The organism is Micromonospora sp. NPDC005215 (genome assembly GCF_040607915.1).
Taxonomy (GTDB): domain Bacteria; phylum Actinomycetota; class Actinomycetes; order Mycobacteriales; family Micromonosporaceae; genus Micromonospora.
In genome coordinates, this window is record NZ_JBEXHQ010000003.1 from 163,761 (window position 1) to 178,921 (window position 15,161).

Annotated in this window: 14 protein-coding genes; 13 read left to right on the forward strand and 1 reads right to left on the reverse strand. The window is 72.1% G+C overall.

What is annotated here, in order from left to right:
• The first annotated feature begins 63 nt into the window (after positions 1-63).
• From ABZU25_RS04300 to ABZU25_RS04315, 4 genes are read left to right on the forward strand one after another with little or no spacing between them, the layout of a single operon-like run.
• A complete protein-coding gene (locus ABZU25_RS04300; RefSeq protein ID WP_355027879.1) occupies positions 64-1,077 on the forward strand; it encodes a pyridoxal-phosphate dependent enzyme in 1,014 nt (337 codons plus the stop codon).
• Positions 1,074-2,204 (forward strand): D-alanine--D-alanine ligase family protein, encoded by a 1,131-nt coding sequence (locus ABZU25_RS04305; protein WP_355027880.1) that lies wholly within the window; start codon positions 1,074-1,076, stop codon positions 2,202-2,204. The genes ABZU25_RS04300 and ABZU25_RS04305 overlap by 4 nt, the downstream gene beginning before the upstream one ends.
• A complete protein-coding gene (locus ABZU25_RS04310; protein ID WP_355027881.1) occupies positions 2,201-2,878 on the forward strand; it encodes a M15 family metallopeptidase in 678 nt (225 codons plus the stop codon). The genes ABZU25_RS04305 and ABZU25_RS04310 overlap by 4 nt, the downstream gene beginning before the upstream one ends.
• Before the next feature lie 58 nt (positions 2,879-2,936).
• Positions 2,937-3,611, forward strand: coding sequence for a hypothetical protein (locus ABZU25_RS04315; RefSeq protein WP_355027882.1), 675 nt, complete (start codon positions 2,937-2,939; stop codon positions 3,609-3,611).
• A 10-nt stretch (positions 3,612-3,621) separates the two neighbouring features.
• Here the strand turns inward: ABZU25_RS04315 and ABZU25_RS04320 are convergent, their stop codons facing one another.
• Positions 3,622-4,863 carry an SUKH-3 domain-containing protein gene (locus ABZU25_RS04320; protein ID WP_355027883.1) on the reverse strand — a complete coding sequence of 414 codons (1,242 nt, stop codon included), beginning with the start codon at positions 4,861-4,863 and terminating at the stop codon, positions 3,622-3,624.
• A gap of 79 nt (positions 4,864-4,942) precedes the next feature.
• On the opposite strand from ABZU25_RS04320, the gene ABZU25_RS04325 reads away from it, so the two are divergent.
• The 9 genes from ABZU25_RS04325 (at position 4,943) to ABZU25_RS04365 (ending at position 15,102) form a co-directional block, all read left to right on the forward strand.
• Positions 4,943-5,365, forward strand: coding sequence for a YbaB/EbfC family nucleoid-associated protein (locus tag ABZU25_RS04325; RefSeq protein WP_355027884.1), 423 nt, complete (start codon positions 4,943-4,945; stop codon positions 5,363-5,365).
• Entirely contained in the window at positions 5,362-5,694 is a 333-nt protein-coding gene (locus tag ABZU25_RS04330) for a hypothetical protein (protein ID WP_355027885.1), read from the forward strand. The genes ABZU25_RS04325 and ABZU25_RS04330 overlap by 4 nt, the downstream gene beginning before the upstream one ends.
• A 15-nt stretch (positions 5,695-5,709) precedes the next feature.
• Positions 5,710-10,089: a toxin glutamine deamidase domain-containing protein gene (locus ABZU25_RS04335; protein WP_355027886.1), complete on the forward strand. Its 4,380-nt coding sequence runs from the start codon at positions 5,710-5,712 to the stop codon at positions 10,087-10,089.
• Entirely contained in the window at positions 10,089-10,529 is a 441-nt protein-coding gene (locus tag ABZU25_RS04340) for a hypothetical protein (protein ID WP_355027887.1), read from the forward strand. The genes ABZU25_RS04335 and ABZU25_RS04340 overlap by 1 nt, the downstream gene beginning before the upstream one ends.
• A gap of 65 nt (positions 10,530-10,594) precedes the next feature.
• Positions 10,595-10,756 carry a hypothetical protein gene (locus ABZU25_RS04345; RefSeq protein ID WP_355027888.1) on the forward strand — a complete coding sequence of 54 codons (162 nt, stop codon included), beginning with the start codon at positions 10,595-10,597 and terminating at the stop codon, positions 10,754-10,756.
• A 639-nt stretch (positions 10,757-11,395) separates the two neighbouring features.
• Positions 11,396-11,644: a hypothetical protein gene (locus ABZU25_RS04350; RefSeq protein ID WP_355027889.1), complete on the forward strand. Its 249-nt coding sequence runs from the start codon at positions 11,396-11,398 to the stop codon at positions 11,642-11,644.
• Between the two features lie 89 nt (positions 11,645-11,733).
• Positions 11,734-12,438 (forward strand): endonuclease V, encoded by a 705-nt coding sequence (locus tag ABZU25_RS04355; RefSeq protein ID WP_355027890.1) that lies wholly within the window; start codon positions 11,734-11,736, stop codon positions 12,436-12,438.
• A gap of 152 nt (positions 12,439-12,590) precedes the next feature.
• Complete coding sequence (locus tag ABZU25_RS04360) at positions 12,591-13,646, forward strand: hypothetical protein (protein WP_355027891.1); 1,056 nt, start codon at positions 12,591-12,593, stop codon at positions 13,644-13,646.
• Positions 13,647-13,716: 70 nt separating this feature from the next.
• The gene (locus ABZU25_RS04365; RefSeq protein WP_355027892.1) at positions 13,717-15,102 is read left to right on the forward strand and encodes a phosphomannomutase/phosphoglucomutase; all 1,386 of its coding nucleotides are present in this window, start codon (positions 13,717-13,719) and stop codon (positions 15,100-15,102) included.
• Positions 15,103-15,161: the final 59 nt, after the last annotated feature.

Genomic DNA, 15,161 nt, shown 5'->3' on the forward strand with positions numbered 1-15,161 from the left:
CGCCGTTCCCCGGGTCCGCGTACCGGCGGATCTGAACCGTGGTGTGCCCGAGAGGAGAACCCGATGTCACGCACCGTTGCCCAGGTCCGGGCCGATGTGGAGGAGGCCGCCCGCTGGCTCGCCGGCCGCGTGGTCCGTACGCCCGTGCTGCGGTCCCCGGTGATCGACGCACTGGCCGGGGCGCGAGTCCTGTTCAAGGCGGAGAACCTCCAGGACGGCGGCTCGTACAAGATGCGGGGCGCGCTGCGGGCGGTTGGCCGGCTCGCCGCGGCCGGCCACACCGGGGTGATCGCGCAGAGCACCGGCAACCACGCGGTGGCGGTGGCGTTGGCGGCTCACCAGCACGGGATCGCGGCGACTGTGGTGCTGCCGGTCGACGCGGCACCGACGAAGGTCGACAGTGCCCGCGCGGCGGGGGCGCGGGTGGTGTTCGCCGGCACCAGCGTCGAGGAGCGGGTGGCGGTGGCCAACGGGTTGACCGCCGAGAGCGGCCACCCCGTCGTCGATGCGTACGACCACCCGGACGTCATCGCCGGGCAGGGCACCGCCAGCCTCGAACTGATCGAGGAGGCCGAGCGCGCCGGCACACCGCTGGACACGCTTGTCGTACCCGTGGGTGGTGGTGGCGGGGTCGCGGGCGCCTGCCTGGCCGCCGCCGGCACGGGCATCGAGGTGTACGGCGTGGAGCCGGTCGGCTGTGACTCGCTCGCCCGCAGCCTGGCGGCCGGTGAGCGCGTCCCGGTCGCGCCGGTGCCCACCATCGCGGACGGGCTGCGGCCGTCCTGCGTGGGTGAGCTGCCGTTCGCGATCGTGCGGAACGCGCTGCGCGGGGTCGTCCGGGTCGACGACGACGAGATCGGCGCGGCGTTCCGGCTGATCCTGACGGAGCTGAAGGTGCTCGCCGAGCCGTCCGGGGCGGCCGGCCTGGCCGGTGCGCTCCGGCTCACCCCCGGAGCTGGTCGGCAGCGGACCGTCGGGGTGGTGCTGACCGGCGGAAACGTGGAGCCGGCGCTGGTGGCCCGGTTGCTGGTCCCGCCGCCCGCCGAGGTGCCGACCGGGGAAGCGGTGGCGGCGTGAGCGCGCCGACGCGGATCGGAATCCTGTTCGGTGGACCGTCGGCGGAGCACGAGGTGTCCTGCGCGTCCGCTCTCGGGGTGGCTCGGGCGCTCGGCGGCGGCGGTTACCGCACGCTCGCCATCGGCGTCACCCGCAGCGGCGGTTTTCGGCTGATGCCCGACGCGCTGCTTGCCGAGTTGCGGGACCGGCCGGCCGGCGAGCGGGCCATCGACGACCGCCTGCTGGTGACCGGCCCGGCCGTCGAGTTGCGGGCCGGTCCGCGTCCGGGCGTCGTGCAGGTGTCCGCGGGTAACGCCCCCGGCGCGGTGCACGCCGAGCTGGACGTGGTCTTCCCGGTGCTGCACGGCCCGTTCGGCGAGGACGGTGTGGTGCAGGGGCTGCTGGAGTCACTCGACGTGCCGTACGTCGGGTGCGGCATCCTCGCCTCCGCGGTGGGCATGAACAAGGTGGCGATGAAGCGGGCGCTGCGCGCCGAGGGTATCCCCGTCACCCCGTACGTCGCGTTCGACGCGCACACCTACCGGGCGGCCGACGACCCGGAGAAGCTGGTCCTCGGGCTGCGCCGGCCGCTCTTCGTGAAACCGGCGAACATGGGTTCCTCGATCGGCATCTCCCGGGTCGACGAAGGCGACGACCTGGCCGCCGCCGTGGAGGAGGCGCTTCGCCACGACCAGCTCGTCCTGGTCGAGCAGGGCGCCACCGGCCGGGAGCTGGAGTGCGCGGTGCTCGGTGGCTGGCGCCCCGAGGCGTCGGCGGTGGGCGAGGTGCGGGTTGCCGGCGGGTGGTTCGACTACCAGCAGAAGTACTTCGGCGACGCCGACCCGATGATCGTCCCCGCCGTACTGCCGGACGAGGTGACAGCGCGGGTCCGCGAGCTGTCGCTGCGCGCGTTCGCCGCGATCGGCGGCTGGGGCCTGGCCCGGGTCGACTTCTTCTACGACGAGACGAGCGGCGAGTTGTACGTCAACGAACTGAACACCATGCCCGGATTCACCGCGCACTCGATGTATCCGAAGGTGTGGGCGGCTGCCGGTGTCGGCTACCGGGAGGTGGTGGACCGGCTCGTCGCGCTGGCCCGTACCCGGCATGCGGAACGGACCGCGATCACCGCGGGGACCGTCCGATGATCCTGCTCTCCGATCCGCGGGTGGCGGCGGTGCCCAGCGCCGACGACGGCGACCCCCTGCTGGACCTGCGTGAGCTGCCGGAACTGCGGCTCGACGACCGCGCGGCCGACCCCGCCGGGGCGTACGCCCGGCTACGCGCCGCAGTCGTGGACCGCCTGCTGGCCGCGCAGCGTGCCCTGCCGGCCGGGATGCGCCTGCTGGTGGTCGAGGGATACCGGCCGTACCAGGCGCAGCTGGCCATCTTCACCGGCTACCGGGACGAGCTGCGCCGACGGCACCCGGACTGGTCCCCGCAGCGTCTGCACCGGGAGACCACCAAGTTCGTCTCGCCGGTCGAGGTGGCCCCGCACAGCACGGGCGGGGCGGTGGACCTGACGCTTTGCACCGACGACGGTGTGGAACTCGACCTGGGCACGGCCATCGACGCCACCCCGGAGGACAGCGACGACGCCTGTTTCACCGACGCACCCACGATCTCCGCCACGGCCCGACGGCACCGGCAGATCATGGTGGACGCTCTCGGCGGTGCGGGGATGGTGAACTACCCGACCGAGTGGTGGCACTGGTCGTACGGCGACCGCTACTGGGCGCTGATGACCGGGGCGCCGCACACCCGGTACGGGCCGGTGGACCTGGCCGCCGCCCGATCGGTGCCCGTCCCGGCTGAACGGTAGGGCGCTCCCGTCCGTACCAGGGGAGGGAAAGACACCACCGAGGACGGGAGTGACGTCGATGAGGGTGCAGCGCAGACACGTGCTGGCAGCGACCGTGGCGGTGCTCGCCGCGGCGGGTGTGGCGGTGGGGACCAACTTCGGCTTCGCCGACACCGCCCCGGCACGGTCGACCGTCTGCTCCGGCTCGGTCACCTTCTCGGCGGAGGGCGGCGCGCCGGCGGCGACCAGCGACCGTTTCCCGGTGGGTACCCGGTTGCGGATCACCAACCTGGACAACAACCGGGCGGCCACCGTGACGGTGACCGGCCCGTCGGGCAGTTGTGTGCTGCTCAACGCGGCGGCCATGGAGCTGGTCCGGGAGCCGGGCAAGAACGTGATCCGCCGCAACGTGGTGGAACGCGTCGACGGTGCCGCGCCACCCGCCGCCGCGCCCGCTCCCGGCTCGATCCGCCCCGGTGCCGCGTCGCCCGGCGCGCCCGGCACGGCGCCCCGTTCGGCGTGCTCGGGTGCGCTCACCTTCTTCGAGGAGGCGGCCGGACCGGGGGCGACAAGCGGGCAGTTCCCGGTGGGCACCCGGCTGCGGGTGACGAACCTGGACAACAACCGGGCGACCACGGTGACGGTGACCGGCCCGTCGGGCAGTTGTGTGCTGCTCAACTCCGCCGCGATGGACCAGATCCGCGAGCCCGGCAAGAACCTGATCCGCCGCAACACCGTCGAGGTGCTCCGCTGACGCTGCCGCCTCAGTCGGACTGCCAGGTGCCGTCGTCGCCGACCCGGGCGGGGGCGCGGCCGAGCAGCAGCGTGGTCAACGCCGCGTCGATGGTGTCGCCGAGGAACCATTCGCCGGCCTGATCGAGGGCGAAGACCCGGCCGCGCTCGTCCACCGCCAGGATGCTGTCCTGTTGCTCGGTGCCGATCGGAAACAGTCGTACGCCGAGCACCGCCCCGAAGTCCGCGAGGGTGTCGGCGGTGTGCGCGATGGTGTGCGGGCGAATGTCGAAACGGGAGATCCACACCTGCTCCCCGCGACCGCGTCGGGCGCCGACCAGGCTGGGGAACGCGGTCAGCGCCTCGACGGCGGCGGGGAAGACCGCGTGCTGGTGGGTCACCCCCCGCACCGCGGTGACGTCCCGCACGGCGGCGGCAGCCATGATCTGGTCTCCGATGTGCGGACGCCAACCGGCCGCGACCAGCGCGTTGGCGACCTCCGCCGGAAAGCGGCCAGGATCAGGGTCGGGCTCCGCCGGGGCACGCCAGGTCTCCGTGTACGCCCGAGCCGCCTCCGGCAGGACGTTGGCGCGCACCAGGAACGTGATGCACGAATCGCAGGGCAGCTCGGCGGGGCCGCCGGCCGGGTCACCCGGCTCCCGGATCCGGAAGATCTCGAACCGGGCGTCCGCCAGCAGCGCCGCCGCCTCGCCCCGACCCATCGGCGCGATGCCCTCGGCGGCCCGGCGGTGGTCGTACTCGTGCAGCACGTCGGAGACCACGATCAGCTCGGCGTGGGCGTCGCCGCCGCGGACCAGGTCGCCCGGGGGCAACTGGTCGAGGTAGGTGCGGACCAGCGGATGATGGTTGAGCGGGACGTCCGCCCTGGTGCCCTGGGCCGTCCAGATCCGGCCTTCGAGGGTCAGGTGCGCGGTGGTGTTCGGGGTGGCGATCCGATGAATCTCCCGGACCAGCAGACTCGACGGGTCGACAGTGCGGGGAGCGGTCGGCCCGGCCGGCTGGCTGCGTCGGTACAGATCCGCCACCACATCGCTCGGCACCCGCGGCCAGGTGGTGACCTTGCCGGTCTGCTTGTCGATGACTGTCGTCGGCAGGTCACCGGGGACCGTACGCACCTCGGTGGGCACGACGGACGTGATGACGAAGCCGAGGTCGAACTCGTCGACCATCGCTGTGCACTCGTGGCCGAGGCGCTGCGAGTCACGGCGGGCCCAGGTGGCCGCGAGCTGCTCGGCCTGTTGACGGTCGATCACGCACTGAAACTACCGGATTACGCGGATCGATGGCAGCCGGTATGGTGCTGCTCTACCGACGGTGACGAAAGGGGCGGCGGTGAGCGAACACGTGGACCGGCACGCCAACCGCGAGCTACGGGCCCGATTCGACGACGTGTACGGGCAGTACAAGCAGCTCAGGTCCGGTTTGGACAGCTTGCAGACGCGCCTCGCCGAGCTGCGGGTGACCCGGCGCTCGGCCGACGGCCAGGTGACGGCCACCGTGGGCGCCCAGGGTCAGTTGATCCAGGTCGAGCTGACGCCGGCCGTCTACCGCGAGCGGGACGCCGAGGCGCTCGCCCGAAAAATTACCGAAACGATCCGGGCCGCCGCGACCGCCGCCGCCGACGCCACCCGCGACCTTGTCGCCGAGGTCATGCCGGCCGGCTCCGGGTCGGCGGACTTCCTGCGCACCGGGGATTACGCCACGCTGCTCGGCCGGGCCGACACCGTTCTCGGCAAAGGTGCGGGGCAGCCATGACCGACGCGCAGCTCTGGCTCGATCCGTCCCGGACCCGCCGCGGCGGTGCCGACCTGGCCCTCGCCGGTGAGGCGGTGACGGCCCGTCGAGCGGCGGAAGGCGGTGCGATCGAGGCCGCCAGCGCTGCCCGGCCGTGGGGTCGCGACGACGTCGGCGCCGCGTTCGAGCGCAACTACCGCGGCTTCGAGCAGACCGTGCTGCGGGCCTGGGCGGGCGTCGGGCACCGGCTCACCGAGTTGGGCAGCGACGTGGTCCGTGCCGTCGACGCGAGCGTGCAGACCGACGGGGACAGCGCCGCCCGGTTCGGTCGGGCCGCCGACCAGCGCTGACGGCCGGCGACGGAGATGAGTGTGCTGCCGAGCCCGATTCCGCACCCGCTGGACCACGCACCCTGGGACGTGCCGGGCTGGATCTACGAGGCCCTCGACTGGGTGGTCGGTGTGCAGTGGCCGGAGGGCAACGAGCGGGCCGTCTGGGACGTCGCCGACCAGTGGTACGCGGTTGCCGGCGTCCTTTCCGGCCCGTACACCGACGCCGCCGCGGCCGCCGGCGAGGTGCACGACGGGTACGGCGGTGTCGGGGCGGTCGACGCGGCGTTCGAGGCGGCCTGGCGGGGGATCGCCGAGGGTGCCGACGCCCCGCTGCCCGTGCTGCTCGCGGTCACCGCCGATCTGGGCCGGCTGGTCGAGGAGTGCGGCTGCGACATCGAGGGCGCCAAGCTGGAAGTCTGGATCGAGCTGGGCATCCTGGTCATCGAGCTGCTCTCGGTGGCGGTCGCCGCGGTGCTCACCGCCGGTGCGGCAACCCCGGCGGCCGGCGCGGCCATCACCGCGACCCGGCTGCTGGTCCAACAGATCTTCAAGCGGCTGATGGGTCAACTGGCCAGCAAATCCCTCAAACACGGGCTCAAGGAGGCCGGCGAGCGGGCGGCCAAGGAGGCCGCCCGGGGTGGCGTGCGCGGTCTCACCAGGCGGGCCGCCCGGGAGGGGCTGGAGGAAGCCGCCGAGGAGGCCGGGGTCACCCTGGCCACCCAGGCGTACCAGAACTCCACCGGGCGGGCCCACGGCCTGGATGTGACCGACCTCGGCGCGTCGGCGGTCGGTGGCCTCGCCGGCGGGGCCGTGGCACCGCTGGCCGGCCTGGGCCGGCACGCGACTGGGCGGATGGCACGAGTCGGGGAGCACCTGGGGCGGGAGATGACCGGCGAGGTGCTCGCCGACAGCGCCGCCAGCCTGGCCACCGGTCAGGGCCTGACCTCAGTGGAGGGGGTGGCGCGCGCCGCCGCGTCCGGGGCCACCGGTTCGGTGACCGGCCAGACCGACCACGCGTTACGCGCCCGGCTCGACGCGCAGGCCAACGCCCTCGCTGGGACGTCGTTCGCTGGCCCTTCCCTACCTCCCGTGGCACCGGTCGCCGCCGATCCGTCCGCCTCGGGAGCGTCCTCGTCGGCCGAGGCGGCTTCGGGAGGGGGTGTGGTCGGAGCGGGTTCGCCCGTGGTGGCCGCGAGTGCGGCGGGTTCGACCGGGATGGTCCCGGCTCCGGGCGTTCCGGCGCAGGCGACGCCGGCCGCCGCCACGTCGCCACCGGAGCCCGTGGTGCCGCTGCGCGCCGATTTGCCGGGCGTCTCCGCGGCTCAGGCGACGGCAGTGCCGCCCTCCACCGCCTCCGACGTCCACGTGTCGACACCACCGTCGGTCAGCGCGCTGTCCGACGTGGACGCAGTTAGTCGTTCGCCGCACCCGTCCGAGCCGATGCCGCCGGCGGACGGACCACTCCTGAAGGAGGCCAGCGCCGCACTCCCGGTCGCGGCCGATCCGACGCTGCCGCCGGTGCCCGCCGATCCGAGGACGTCGCCGGCGGCGGCTCCCGGGGTCTCGTCGGCGGTCACTCCCGGGCTCTCGCCGGTGGCTGCTCCCGGGCTGCCGTCGGCGGTCGCTCCCGGGGTCTCGTCGGTGGTCGCTCCCGGGCTCTCGTCCGTCGCCGCGCCCGGGGCCGGGACCTTCGGGCCGGCCAGCGGACCGGCCACCGGTGCCGCGCCGGGCCACCTCGACAACTCGCCGCACCCCACCACCTCCGGCCCGGTCGCCTGGTCACCGTCGACCGGCACACCAGCGCCGACGACCACCACCGGCCCGACACCGCAGGTCACCTTCCCTACCCCGGTGGTGCGGCGATCGCACGCCCCGACGCGGGAGCCGGGCGCACCCGATCATCCGGCCCGGGGCAGGGCGGCAGTCCCCGTCGACGTCATGGCGTTCGGCGATCCGGTGGCGCCCGCGACCGAGACCATCGACGCGTACGCGGCGCAGTGGGCCGCCGAGGCGGAAGCCGCCGAGCGGCGGCTCTACCAGGGCCACTACCAAACCCAGCGAACCGGGTTCGAGCGCAACCGCCGACAGGCCGAGGCCACCCGACTGCGCGCCCGGGCCGCCGAGCACGATCGCCGGGCCATCGAGTACGCCACCTACGCCCGACAACTGCACCAGGCTGGTCACCGACAGTGGGCCGACGGCTGGCAGCGGGCCGCGAACGACGAGACACGCGCGTACGCCCAGTGGCGTGACCTGGCGGACGCGGTGCTGGCCGGCACCACGGCGCCGCCGGTCGTGGACATCGGCGCTGCCGCCTTCGAGCACGCCAACAGCGACGTCGGCGCGCTCGCGCTCGGCGCGGTGGAGACCTCCGGTCCGTCCCGGCTCACCGGCGACGACACACCCCCACCGATCGACGACTCCCGGCCGTACGGGCGGCCGGGAGGACTGCGTCCACCGCTCGCCCTGCACCAGGTCGACGTCGAACGGCAGATGCCCCGCGAGTCGGACGGCACCGTCACCCGCACCGCCGATCCCCGACAGGGCGGCTGGTTTCGGCTGCTGAACGACGGAGGTCCCACGGCCGACGCCACCCGGGGCATCAACTGCCTGGACTGCACCCTGTCGATGTTCGAAACCTGGGTGCACGGGCGGCCGCGAGTGTCGGCGCCGCGTACCTTCGACGGCTACCTGGACGGGGACATCCGACGCCCGATCCGTGGCGAGGCAGGCGGCCCGGGCCGGGTGGAGGACGTGACCGGCGGGCGCTTCCAGCAACTCCTCGCCCCGCCGTCCGGACAACGCCCGTACGCCGAGCAGGCGCGGCAGGCCGCCGACCGGGGCTACCGGAACCTGCACGACCAACTGTTGCTGGGCGGTCACGGCAGCTACGCGTTCCTGGTCACCGAGTGGCCGCACGGCGGTTCGCACGCGTGGGTGGCGCTCAACCAGAACGGCACTGTGCTCTACGTGGACCCGCAGAACGGTGTGGTCCGGGACCGGCCGCTGTACCCCGATGTGGTCGGCATCGACGCGCTGGTGCTGAGCGGGGATGGCCGGCCGATGCCGCTCGGCGGGCTACCCCGCGGCCGGTTCAGCGAGCGGCCCGACCTGCCGGACCACCCTTCGGCGGACGACGACGGCGGCCACGGTGACCCGTACATCAACCGGATGCATCTCCTGCTGGACGGTCCGGGCTCGGCGAGTGTGGGCGACGGCGATCCCGCCGAGGATTCCTCCGGGTCTGTCTTGCGGCAGCCGTCGACGGGTGACAGCCCGGCCCGGGTCGTTTCGATGGCCGCCAGTCTGGACGAGATCTTCACGGTCGGAGTGAGTCCGGCCGAGTTCGCGACGGTGGTCGACCCGCCCAGCCTTCGTCGGCTGGTGCCGGAGTTGGACGACGCGTCGGCGCGGGACGTGGTGCGGCTGTTCGCCGACGGTCGGGTCCGCGACATGCTCGACAGCGCTCGGCGGGAGCCACCCGCGAACGAGCCAGAACTGGCCGAGAGCCTGACCCGGCAGCTGGTGCGGCATCCGGATTTGGCGCGCCTGATCCTGTCCACGCCCGAACTCGCGAACTCGCTGACCGCGCGCCCGTTGACCCTCTATCACCTGGCCGGTCATCAGCAGGCCATCGACGTCCTCGCCGAGGTGCTCGACGACGTCGCGCAGCAAGAAGCTGCGGGCCTGGAGGCGGCCGGCCGGGATGTACCTCGGCCAGAGCCGACTCCCCTCACCGACGAGCAGCTGAGAATCAGTGCCAGCATTCAGTTGCGTCGGGGGCCGGTCGCGCAGGCAGGATTTGATGACCCCCGGCGCGGTGACGATGCCTACCGTAGGCGCTACCTCGACGATCTCTACGCCGCTGCGGCGGTGGCGCAGGCCGATCTGAAGCAGTTAGCGGTATCGCTTGCTGACGTTGACGGCCTTCGTGTCGGGGAGCCCGGCTGGCGTCCTCAGCCCAAGGACCGTCGCCGAGCCGAGGACAAGGTAAACAAGAATCAGGGCGATGCGTCGAAATTGCTCGACCTCGCGGCCGCGAAGGTCGAGTTCCGCAACCTCGACGATCTCTACGCCGCGCTCGAGCGGATTCGCGACCACCCTGACGTCGTGATCGTGAGTTGCCAGGACCGGTTCATGTCTCCTGAGGACAGCGGCTACCGGGACGTGCAACTCGTACTGCGGACGCGGAACGCCCATCTTGCCGAGTTCCGTCTGCACCTGGCTGCACTCGACGCAGTAGCGGTCTGGGAGCATGCGCTGTATGAGGTGCGCCGCGATGTGGATGCCCTGGCCCGAGCCGAGGGCCGTGCCTTGACGGGGCGCGAGGGAGCGATCGCAGACGGGATCCTCCGGCGTGAGCAACAGTTGTTCTGGCAGGCATTGCAGTCGACCTACGAGGGGAATGTTTGATGACCCAAATGCCAGGTCTGGTGCTGCCGTCCTACTACCTCTATTACCAGTCGCCGGTGAAGATCGTGAAAACGCCCGACGGTGGCGCCAGGGTATGGCGGGTTTCCATCGACACCGGCGGCTGGCAGGAGAAGAATGACCTGTTCAGCGAGATTGTCTTTGACGTCGGCGGCGATATCTTTCGCCGTACCGCTGAGGATTTCGTGCAGGAGGTCGAGGCATTCAGGGCGCACTACCTCAAGGGTGACGGACCCATCTTCGCGCTCTACGATGCCGTGCGGGCAATCGAGGATCTCGCAGACGCCGAGGCTCGTCATGAGACTCCACGTGAACAGGCCATCATCCATGGCATTCGGCAGCGGACGTTCGTCATGTTCGAGGAGCAGCTCCGGGCGGCCGGTGATCCTGGCGCGGACCCCGAGATAGCGAGGGCGAAATAGGCATCCATGTTCCGCGGATCGACGGACAGGCGACCGCTGAGCCCTTCTTCACTCAGGCCCGAGAGTTGGCCACCGCAGCGGGGGATGATCTGACGCTGTCGTACGTGCTGGGCACCTCTGCTTCGGAGAGCAGGCCGCCGGTCGCGTTGACGCCGCGGGAGTTGCTGACCGAGTCGACCCGGCTGCGCCGGGATCTCGATTTCACCCCGGGAGTCGCGGCCAATTGATGGGTCTGGCGGCCCTGGCGGTGGACGACGGTGATCGGGAAGCTGCCCGTGCGTTGCGGGTTCGGCGATGTCGGGGCATCCGAGGCGGTGGGACAGCCCGATTCAATGAAGTCGAGTGAAGCCCTGTACGGGCAGGTGGACCGGGTCGCTTTGGATCGTCTGCGCGCAGCGCTGGGCCCGAGTGAGGTCGGGCGACTCGGCGGCGACTGGGACGAGGTGTTCGGCGTAGCCAACCGGGTAATCGCAGGGGTGCCGGCTGCTCTTGGACCACCGGTGTGGATAGTGGGTCTTCGATCCGGGCCTGATCATTCGCTTTGAACGACTAGACGAGTAAGTCCTCACTCAAGACGGGGCTGCGGCGCAGCGAAGGGCTCGCCATTCGTTGTGGCTGGCCCACCAAGTGATGTGCTGCTGAGCGGTATACCGCAGAGGTATGAATATGACTCAGAGGTATACCGCTCACTACCGCATCCGCCCCGACGGAGGTGACCAACAGTCACCGCCCGCGGCCGGCTGCGTCCCCAGCCCGAGCCCGGCCAAGGTGTCCCTGGGCAGCACAGTTAGGACTTACTCGACTAGGAGATCAATGAGGATTGACGCTGCGCAGGAGTTGCCGATCGAGTCGAATAGCATCGACGTATGGCGAGTTCCGACACGCAGAGCGGCAGGTCCAACCTCTGGGCATGGCCGGTTGGCATCCTGATCGGCCTGGCGATCGGCGTCCCCTCGTTCGGGTCGACCGGCGGCGTGGCCTTCGGTGTGGCCCTTGGCATCGCCTTCGCGATCGCCTTCGGCGCGACGAAGGGGCGAACCGACGGCGAGCCTGCGAAGGGTGGCCGGGACGGTGGTGCCGCCGGGGACGGTGCCGACGGCCCCGAGCAAGGGTGACCGACTCGGGTTCGCCGATGTCGGGGCATCCGAGGCCGTGCGACAGCCCGACTGCACTGGAGCCGAGTGGATCATGGGGGGCGGCGGCGATGCCGGGTGGCACGGTGGGGCCGGGCAGTGTTGGCGAGGCGGTGGCCGTCCAGGAGGAGTTGCGACCGTTTGTCGACCTGGTCGGGCCGGGGCCGAGCGCGCCGGAGACGGTGGCCGGCCTGGACGTCGCGTACTCCCAGGGCGGTGACCTGCTGGCGGCGGCCGTGACGGTGCTGGATGCCCGGACGTTGGTCGTGGTGGATTCGGCGGTCGCTGTGGGGCGGCCGGCGTTCGGCTACGTGCCGGGGCTGTTCGCCTTCCGTGAGTTGCCCGCGCTGCTCAGCGCGTTGGACCGCCTGGCCACGGTCCCGGATCTGCTGGTGTGCGACGGGCACGGGCTGGCGCATCCGCGCCGGTTCGGGCTCGCCTGCCACCTCGGGGTGGTCACCGGGTTGCCCGCGATCGGGGTGGGCAAGACACCGCTGGTCGGGACGTGGGATCCGCCAGTCGCCGAGCGGGGTGCCTGGTCGCCGCTGCGCGACGGCGGTGACGTCGTCGGTCGGGTGCTCCGTACCCAGGACGGCGTGAAGCCGGTCTTCGTCAGCGTCGGGCATCGGATGAGCCTGGAGAACGCGACAGCGCAGGTGCTCGCGCTGGCCCCGCGGTTCCGACTGCCGGAGAGCACCCGCACCGCCGACCGACTCTGCCGCGACGCCCTCGCCGACGCGCAGCAGGCCGACCGGTCGACCGATCCGGCCGACTGATTGGCTGGCTAGTCTGACTAACCGCAGGTCGACAGGCCGGGGTCGTAAACCGTAACGAGGCACACATCCGGGCCGCTCTATGACCGGCGGGGTGGATGGGGCGGTAGTAGCCTGACCCGCGGACCCCACCCGGGGAGAACGGCGAGGTGATCATGACGGTGCGTCGACGCGCGGCACGGCTCGCGGCGGTCTGCGGTCTGGTGGGCGGCCTGGTGATGCTCGGCGCGTCGCCAGCGCTGGCCGACGACGACTCGGTCCGGGTGGGTGCGGCCAGCAGCTTCGCCGCTGGCGGTTCCGCGCAGGGGGTGAACGTGGCGGTGCGCAAGCGCACCGACGGCTGCGTCCTGCTGCGTACCGCGCTGTTTCTCAACCTCGAGGAGCTCCAGCCGCACCAGTTGAAGGTCGAGGTCAACGCGGGCGGGCGCTGGTTCCCGGTGGCCGTCACCGGCGGTGGCGGCGCCGTGGGGACCGCGCAGACGTCGCCGTCGAAGCCAACCCTCTGCAAGGGCAAGAGCATCACGGTGCGGTACCGGGTGACCTTCGGTGCTGGTGCCCCGGGTGGCCGGCTCGCCGTGACCGGCACGGGTGTCACCGCGGCCGGTCAGGAGGTCGGCCGGGGCAGCGACACGTCGAGGGTGACCGGCGCGCGGGTCACCCCGTCGCCGACGCCGTCGAAGACGGCGACGCCCACCCCGAGCCCGACCGACGTCGCGAGTGTCGACGACGCGGTGACTCCGGCGGCGCTGGGCGGCGTGTCCGGTGCGCCGGACACCTCGGCGGTCGCCGCGGACTCGTCCGGCGGCACATCGCCGGTGATGATCTTCGGCATCGTCATGGTGGCGATCGGGTTGCTGCTCATCGTGCTGCTGTTCCGTCGCTCGCGCCAGGATCGCCGGCCGTCCGACGAGCCGGCCGGCACGCTGCCGGGCAACCCCGGCGGCACCACCTACCGGGCTGGCGGTGGGTCGCCGGCCGCGCCCGGTCGCCCTGGCCAGGTGTACGGCCAGCAGCCGCCGGTCGCCGGTCCGGGTGCCGTGCCGTCCCCACGCCCGGCCGCCGGCGGCGTCTACGGCGCCCGACCCGCCGCCGGTTCGCCCCCGGAGGCGACGCAGCCGATGCCGGGAGCGCCCGAAACCCGACCGCTGCCCGGGGATCCGCCCCCCGACGACGGCGGTCGCACCGTGATCATGCCCCGGCTCCCCGGCTGAGCGGGGCTCGACCCGGACCCTCCGTTACGCTCAGGCTCGGTGTCTAACCTGCGGCCAAGGAGTGGAACACGTGTCTGATCTGTCCCAGATTGTGAAGGCGTACGACGTCCGAGGGACGGTGCCGGACCAGTGGGACGAACGGGTCGCCGAGGCGCTGGGAGCCGCGTTCACCCAGCTGCTCAACTCCACCGACGAGCCGGGCGACGCGGTGGTCGTCGGGTACGACATGCGAGCCACCTCGCCCGGACTGGCCGCCGCGTTCGCCGCCGGCGTACGGGCCGAGGGCCGCTCGGTGATCGAGATCGGGCTCGCCTCCACCGACCTGCTCTACTTCGCCTCCGGCTCGCTCGACCTGCCCGGTGCGATGTTCACCGCCAGCCACAACCCTGCCCAGTACAACGGCATCAAGATGTGCCGCTCCGGCGCTCGCCCGATCGGCCAGGAGAGCGGTCTGGCGGAGATCCGGGAGCGGGCCCAGGCGCTGCTGGACTCGGGCGACGCACGCCCAGCCGGTACGCCGACCCGGCCGGCCGAGCGGCGCGACCTGCTTCCCGACTACGCCGGCTACCTGCGCAAGCTCGTCGACCTCGCGGGCATCCGGCCGTTGAAGGTCGTCGTCGACGCCGGCAACGGGATGGGTGGCTTCACCGTCCCCACCGTGCTGGGCGACGCCGCCCTGTCGCCGCTGCCGTTGGAGATCGTGCCGCTCTACTTCGAGTTGGACGGCAGCTTCCCCAATCACGAGGCCAACCCACTGGATCCGGCGAACCTGGTCGACCTCCAGCGCGCGGTGGTGGAGCACGGGGCCGACATCGGGCTGGCCTTCGACGGCGACGCCGACCGGTGCTTCGTGGTGGACGAGCGTGGCGAGCCGGTCTCGCCGTCGGCGATCACCGCCCTCGTCGCCGCGCGAGAGCTGGCCAAGCACCCCGGTTCCACGGTGATCCACGGCCTGATCACCTCCAGCGCGGTCGCGGAGATCATCCGTGAGCACGGTGGGAAGCCGGTCGTCGCCCGGGTCGGGCACTCCTTCATCAAGGCGGAGATGGCCCGGACCAATGCCGTCTTCGGCGGCGAGCACTCCGCGCACTACTACTTCCGGGACTTCTGGTTCGCCGACACCGGGATGCTCGCGGCGATGCACACCCTGGCCGCGCTGGGCGAGCAGTCGCTACCGCTGTCCGTGCTGGCCGGCGAGTACGAGCGCTACATCGCCTCCGGTGAGATCAACTCGACGGTGGCCGACCAGGCGGCGGCGGTGGCCGAGGTGCGGGCCGCGTACCCCGACGCGGTGGCCGACGAGATGGACGGGCTCACCCTGCGGTTCCCCGACGGCGCCTGGTTCAACCTGCGCGCCTCCAACACCGAGCCGCTGCTGCGGCTCAACGTCGAGGCGCCTACCCGCGAGCGGATGGTCTCGCTCCGGGACGACGTGCTCGACCGCGTTCGCCGATAAGATCGCCTGCGCCGGTCGGCACCGCCGCCGGTGAAGCCGCACACGTGGAAGGAGCCGTG

What these genes read in the sequence shown, in the direction of transcription:
- ABZU25_RS04330 (WP_355027885.1), top strand. Translation starts at nt 5,362, where the DNA reads ATGACCGACGCGCAGCTCTGGCTCGATCCGTCCCGGACCCGCCGCGGC.
- ABZU25_RS04340 (WP_355027887.1), top strand. Translation starts at nt 10,089, where the DNA reads ATGACCCAAATGCCAGGTCTGGTGCTGCCGTCCTACTACCTCTATTAC.
- ABZU25_RS04350 (WP_355027889.1), top strand. Translation starts at nt 11,396, where the DNA reads ATGGCGAGTTCCGACACGCAGAGCGGCAGGTCCAACCTCTGGGCATGG.
- ABZU25_RS04315 (WP_355027882.1), top strand. Translation starts at nt 2,937, where the DNA reads ATGAGGGTGCAGCGCAGACACGTGCTGGCAGCGACCGTGGCGGTGCTC.
- ABZU25_RS04310 (WP_355027881.1), top strand. Translation starts at nt 2,201, where the DNA reads ATGATCCTGCTCTCCGATCCGCGGGTGGCGGCGGTGCCCAGCGCCGAC.
- ABZU25_RS04300 (WP_355027879.1), top strand. Translation starts at nt 64, where the DNA reads ATGTCACGCACCGTTGCCCAGGTCCGGGCCGATGTGGAGGAGGCCGCC.
- ABZU25_RS04335 (WP_355027886.1), top strand. Translation starts at nt 5,710, where the DNA reads ATGAGTGTGCTGCCGAGCCCGATTCCGCACCCGCTGGACCACGCACCC.
- ABZU25_RS04355 (WP_355027890.1), top strand. Translation starts at nt 11,734, where the DNA reads ATGCCGGGTGGCACGGTGGGGCCGGGCAGTGTTGGCGAGGCGGTGGCC.
- ABZU25_RS04360 (WP_355027891.1), top strand. Translation starts at nt 12,591, where the DNA reads ATGACGGTGCGTCGACGCGCGGCACGGCTCGCGGCGGTCTGCGGTCTG.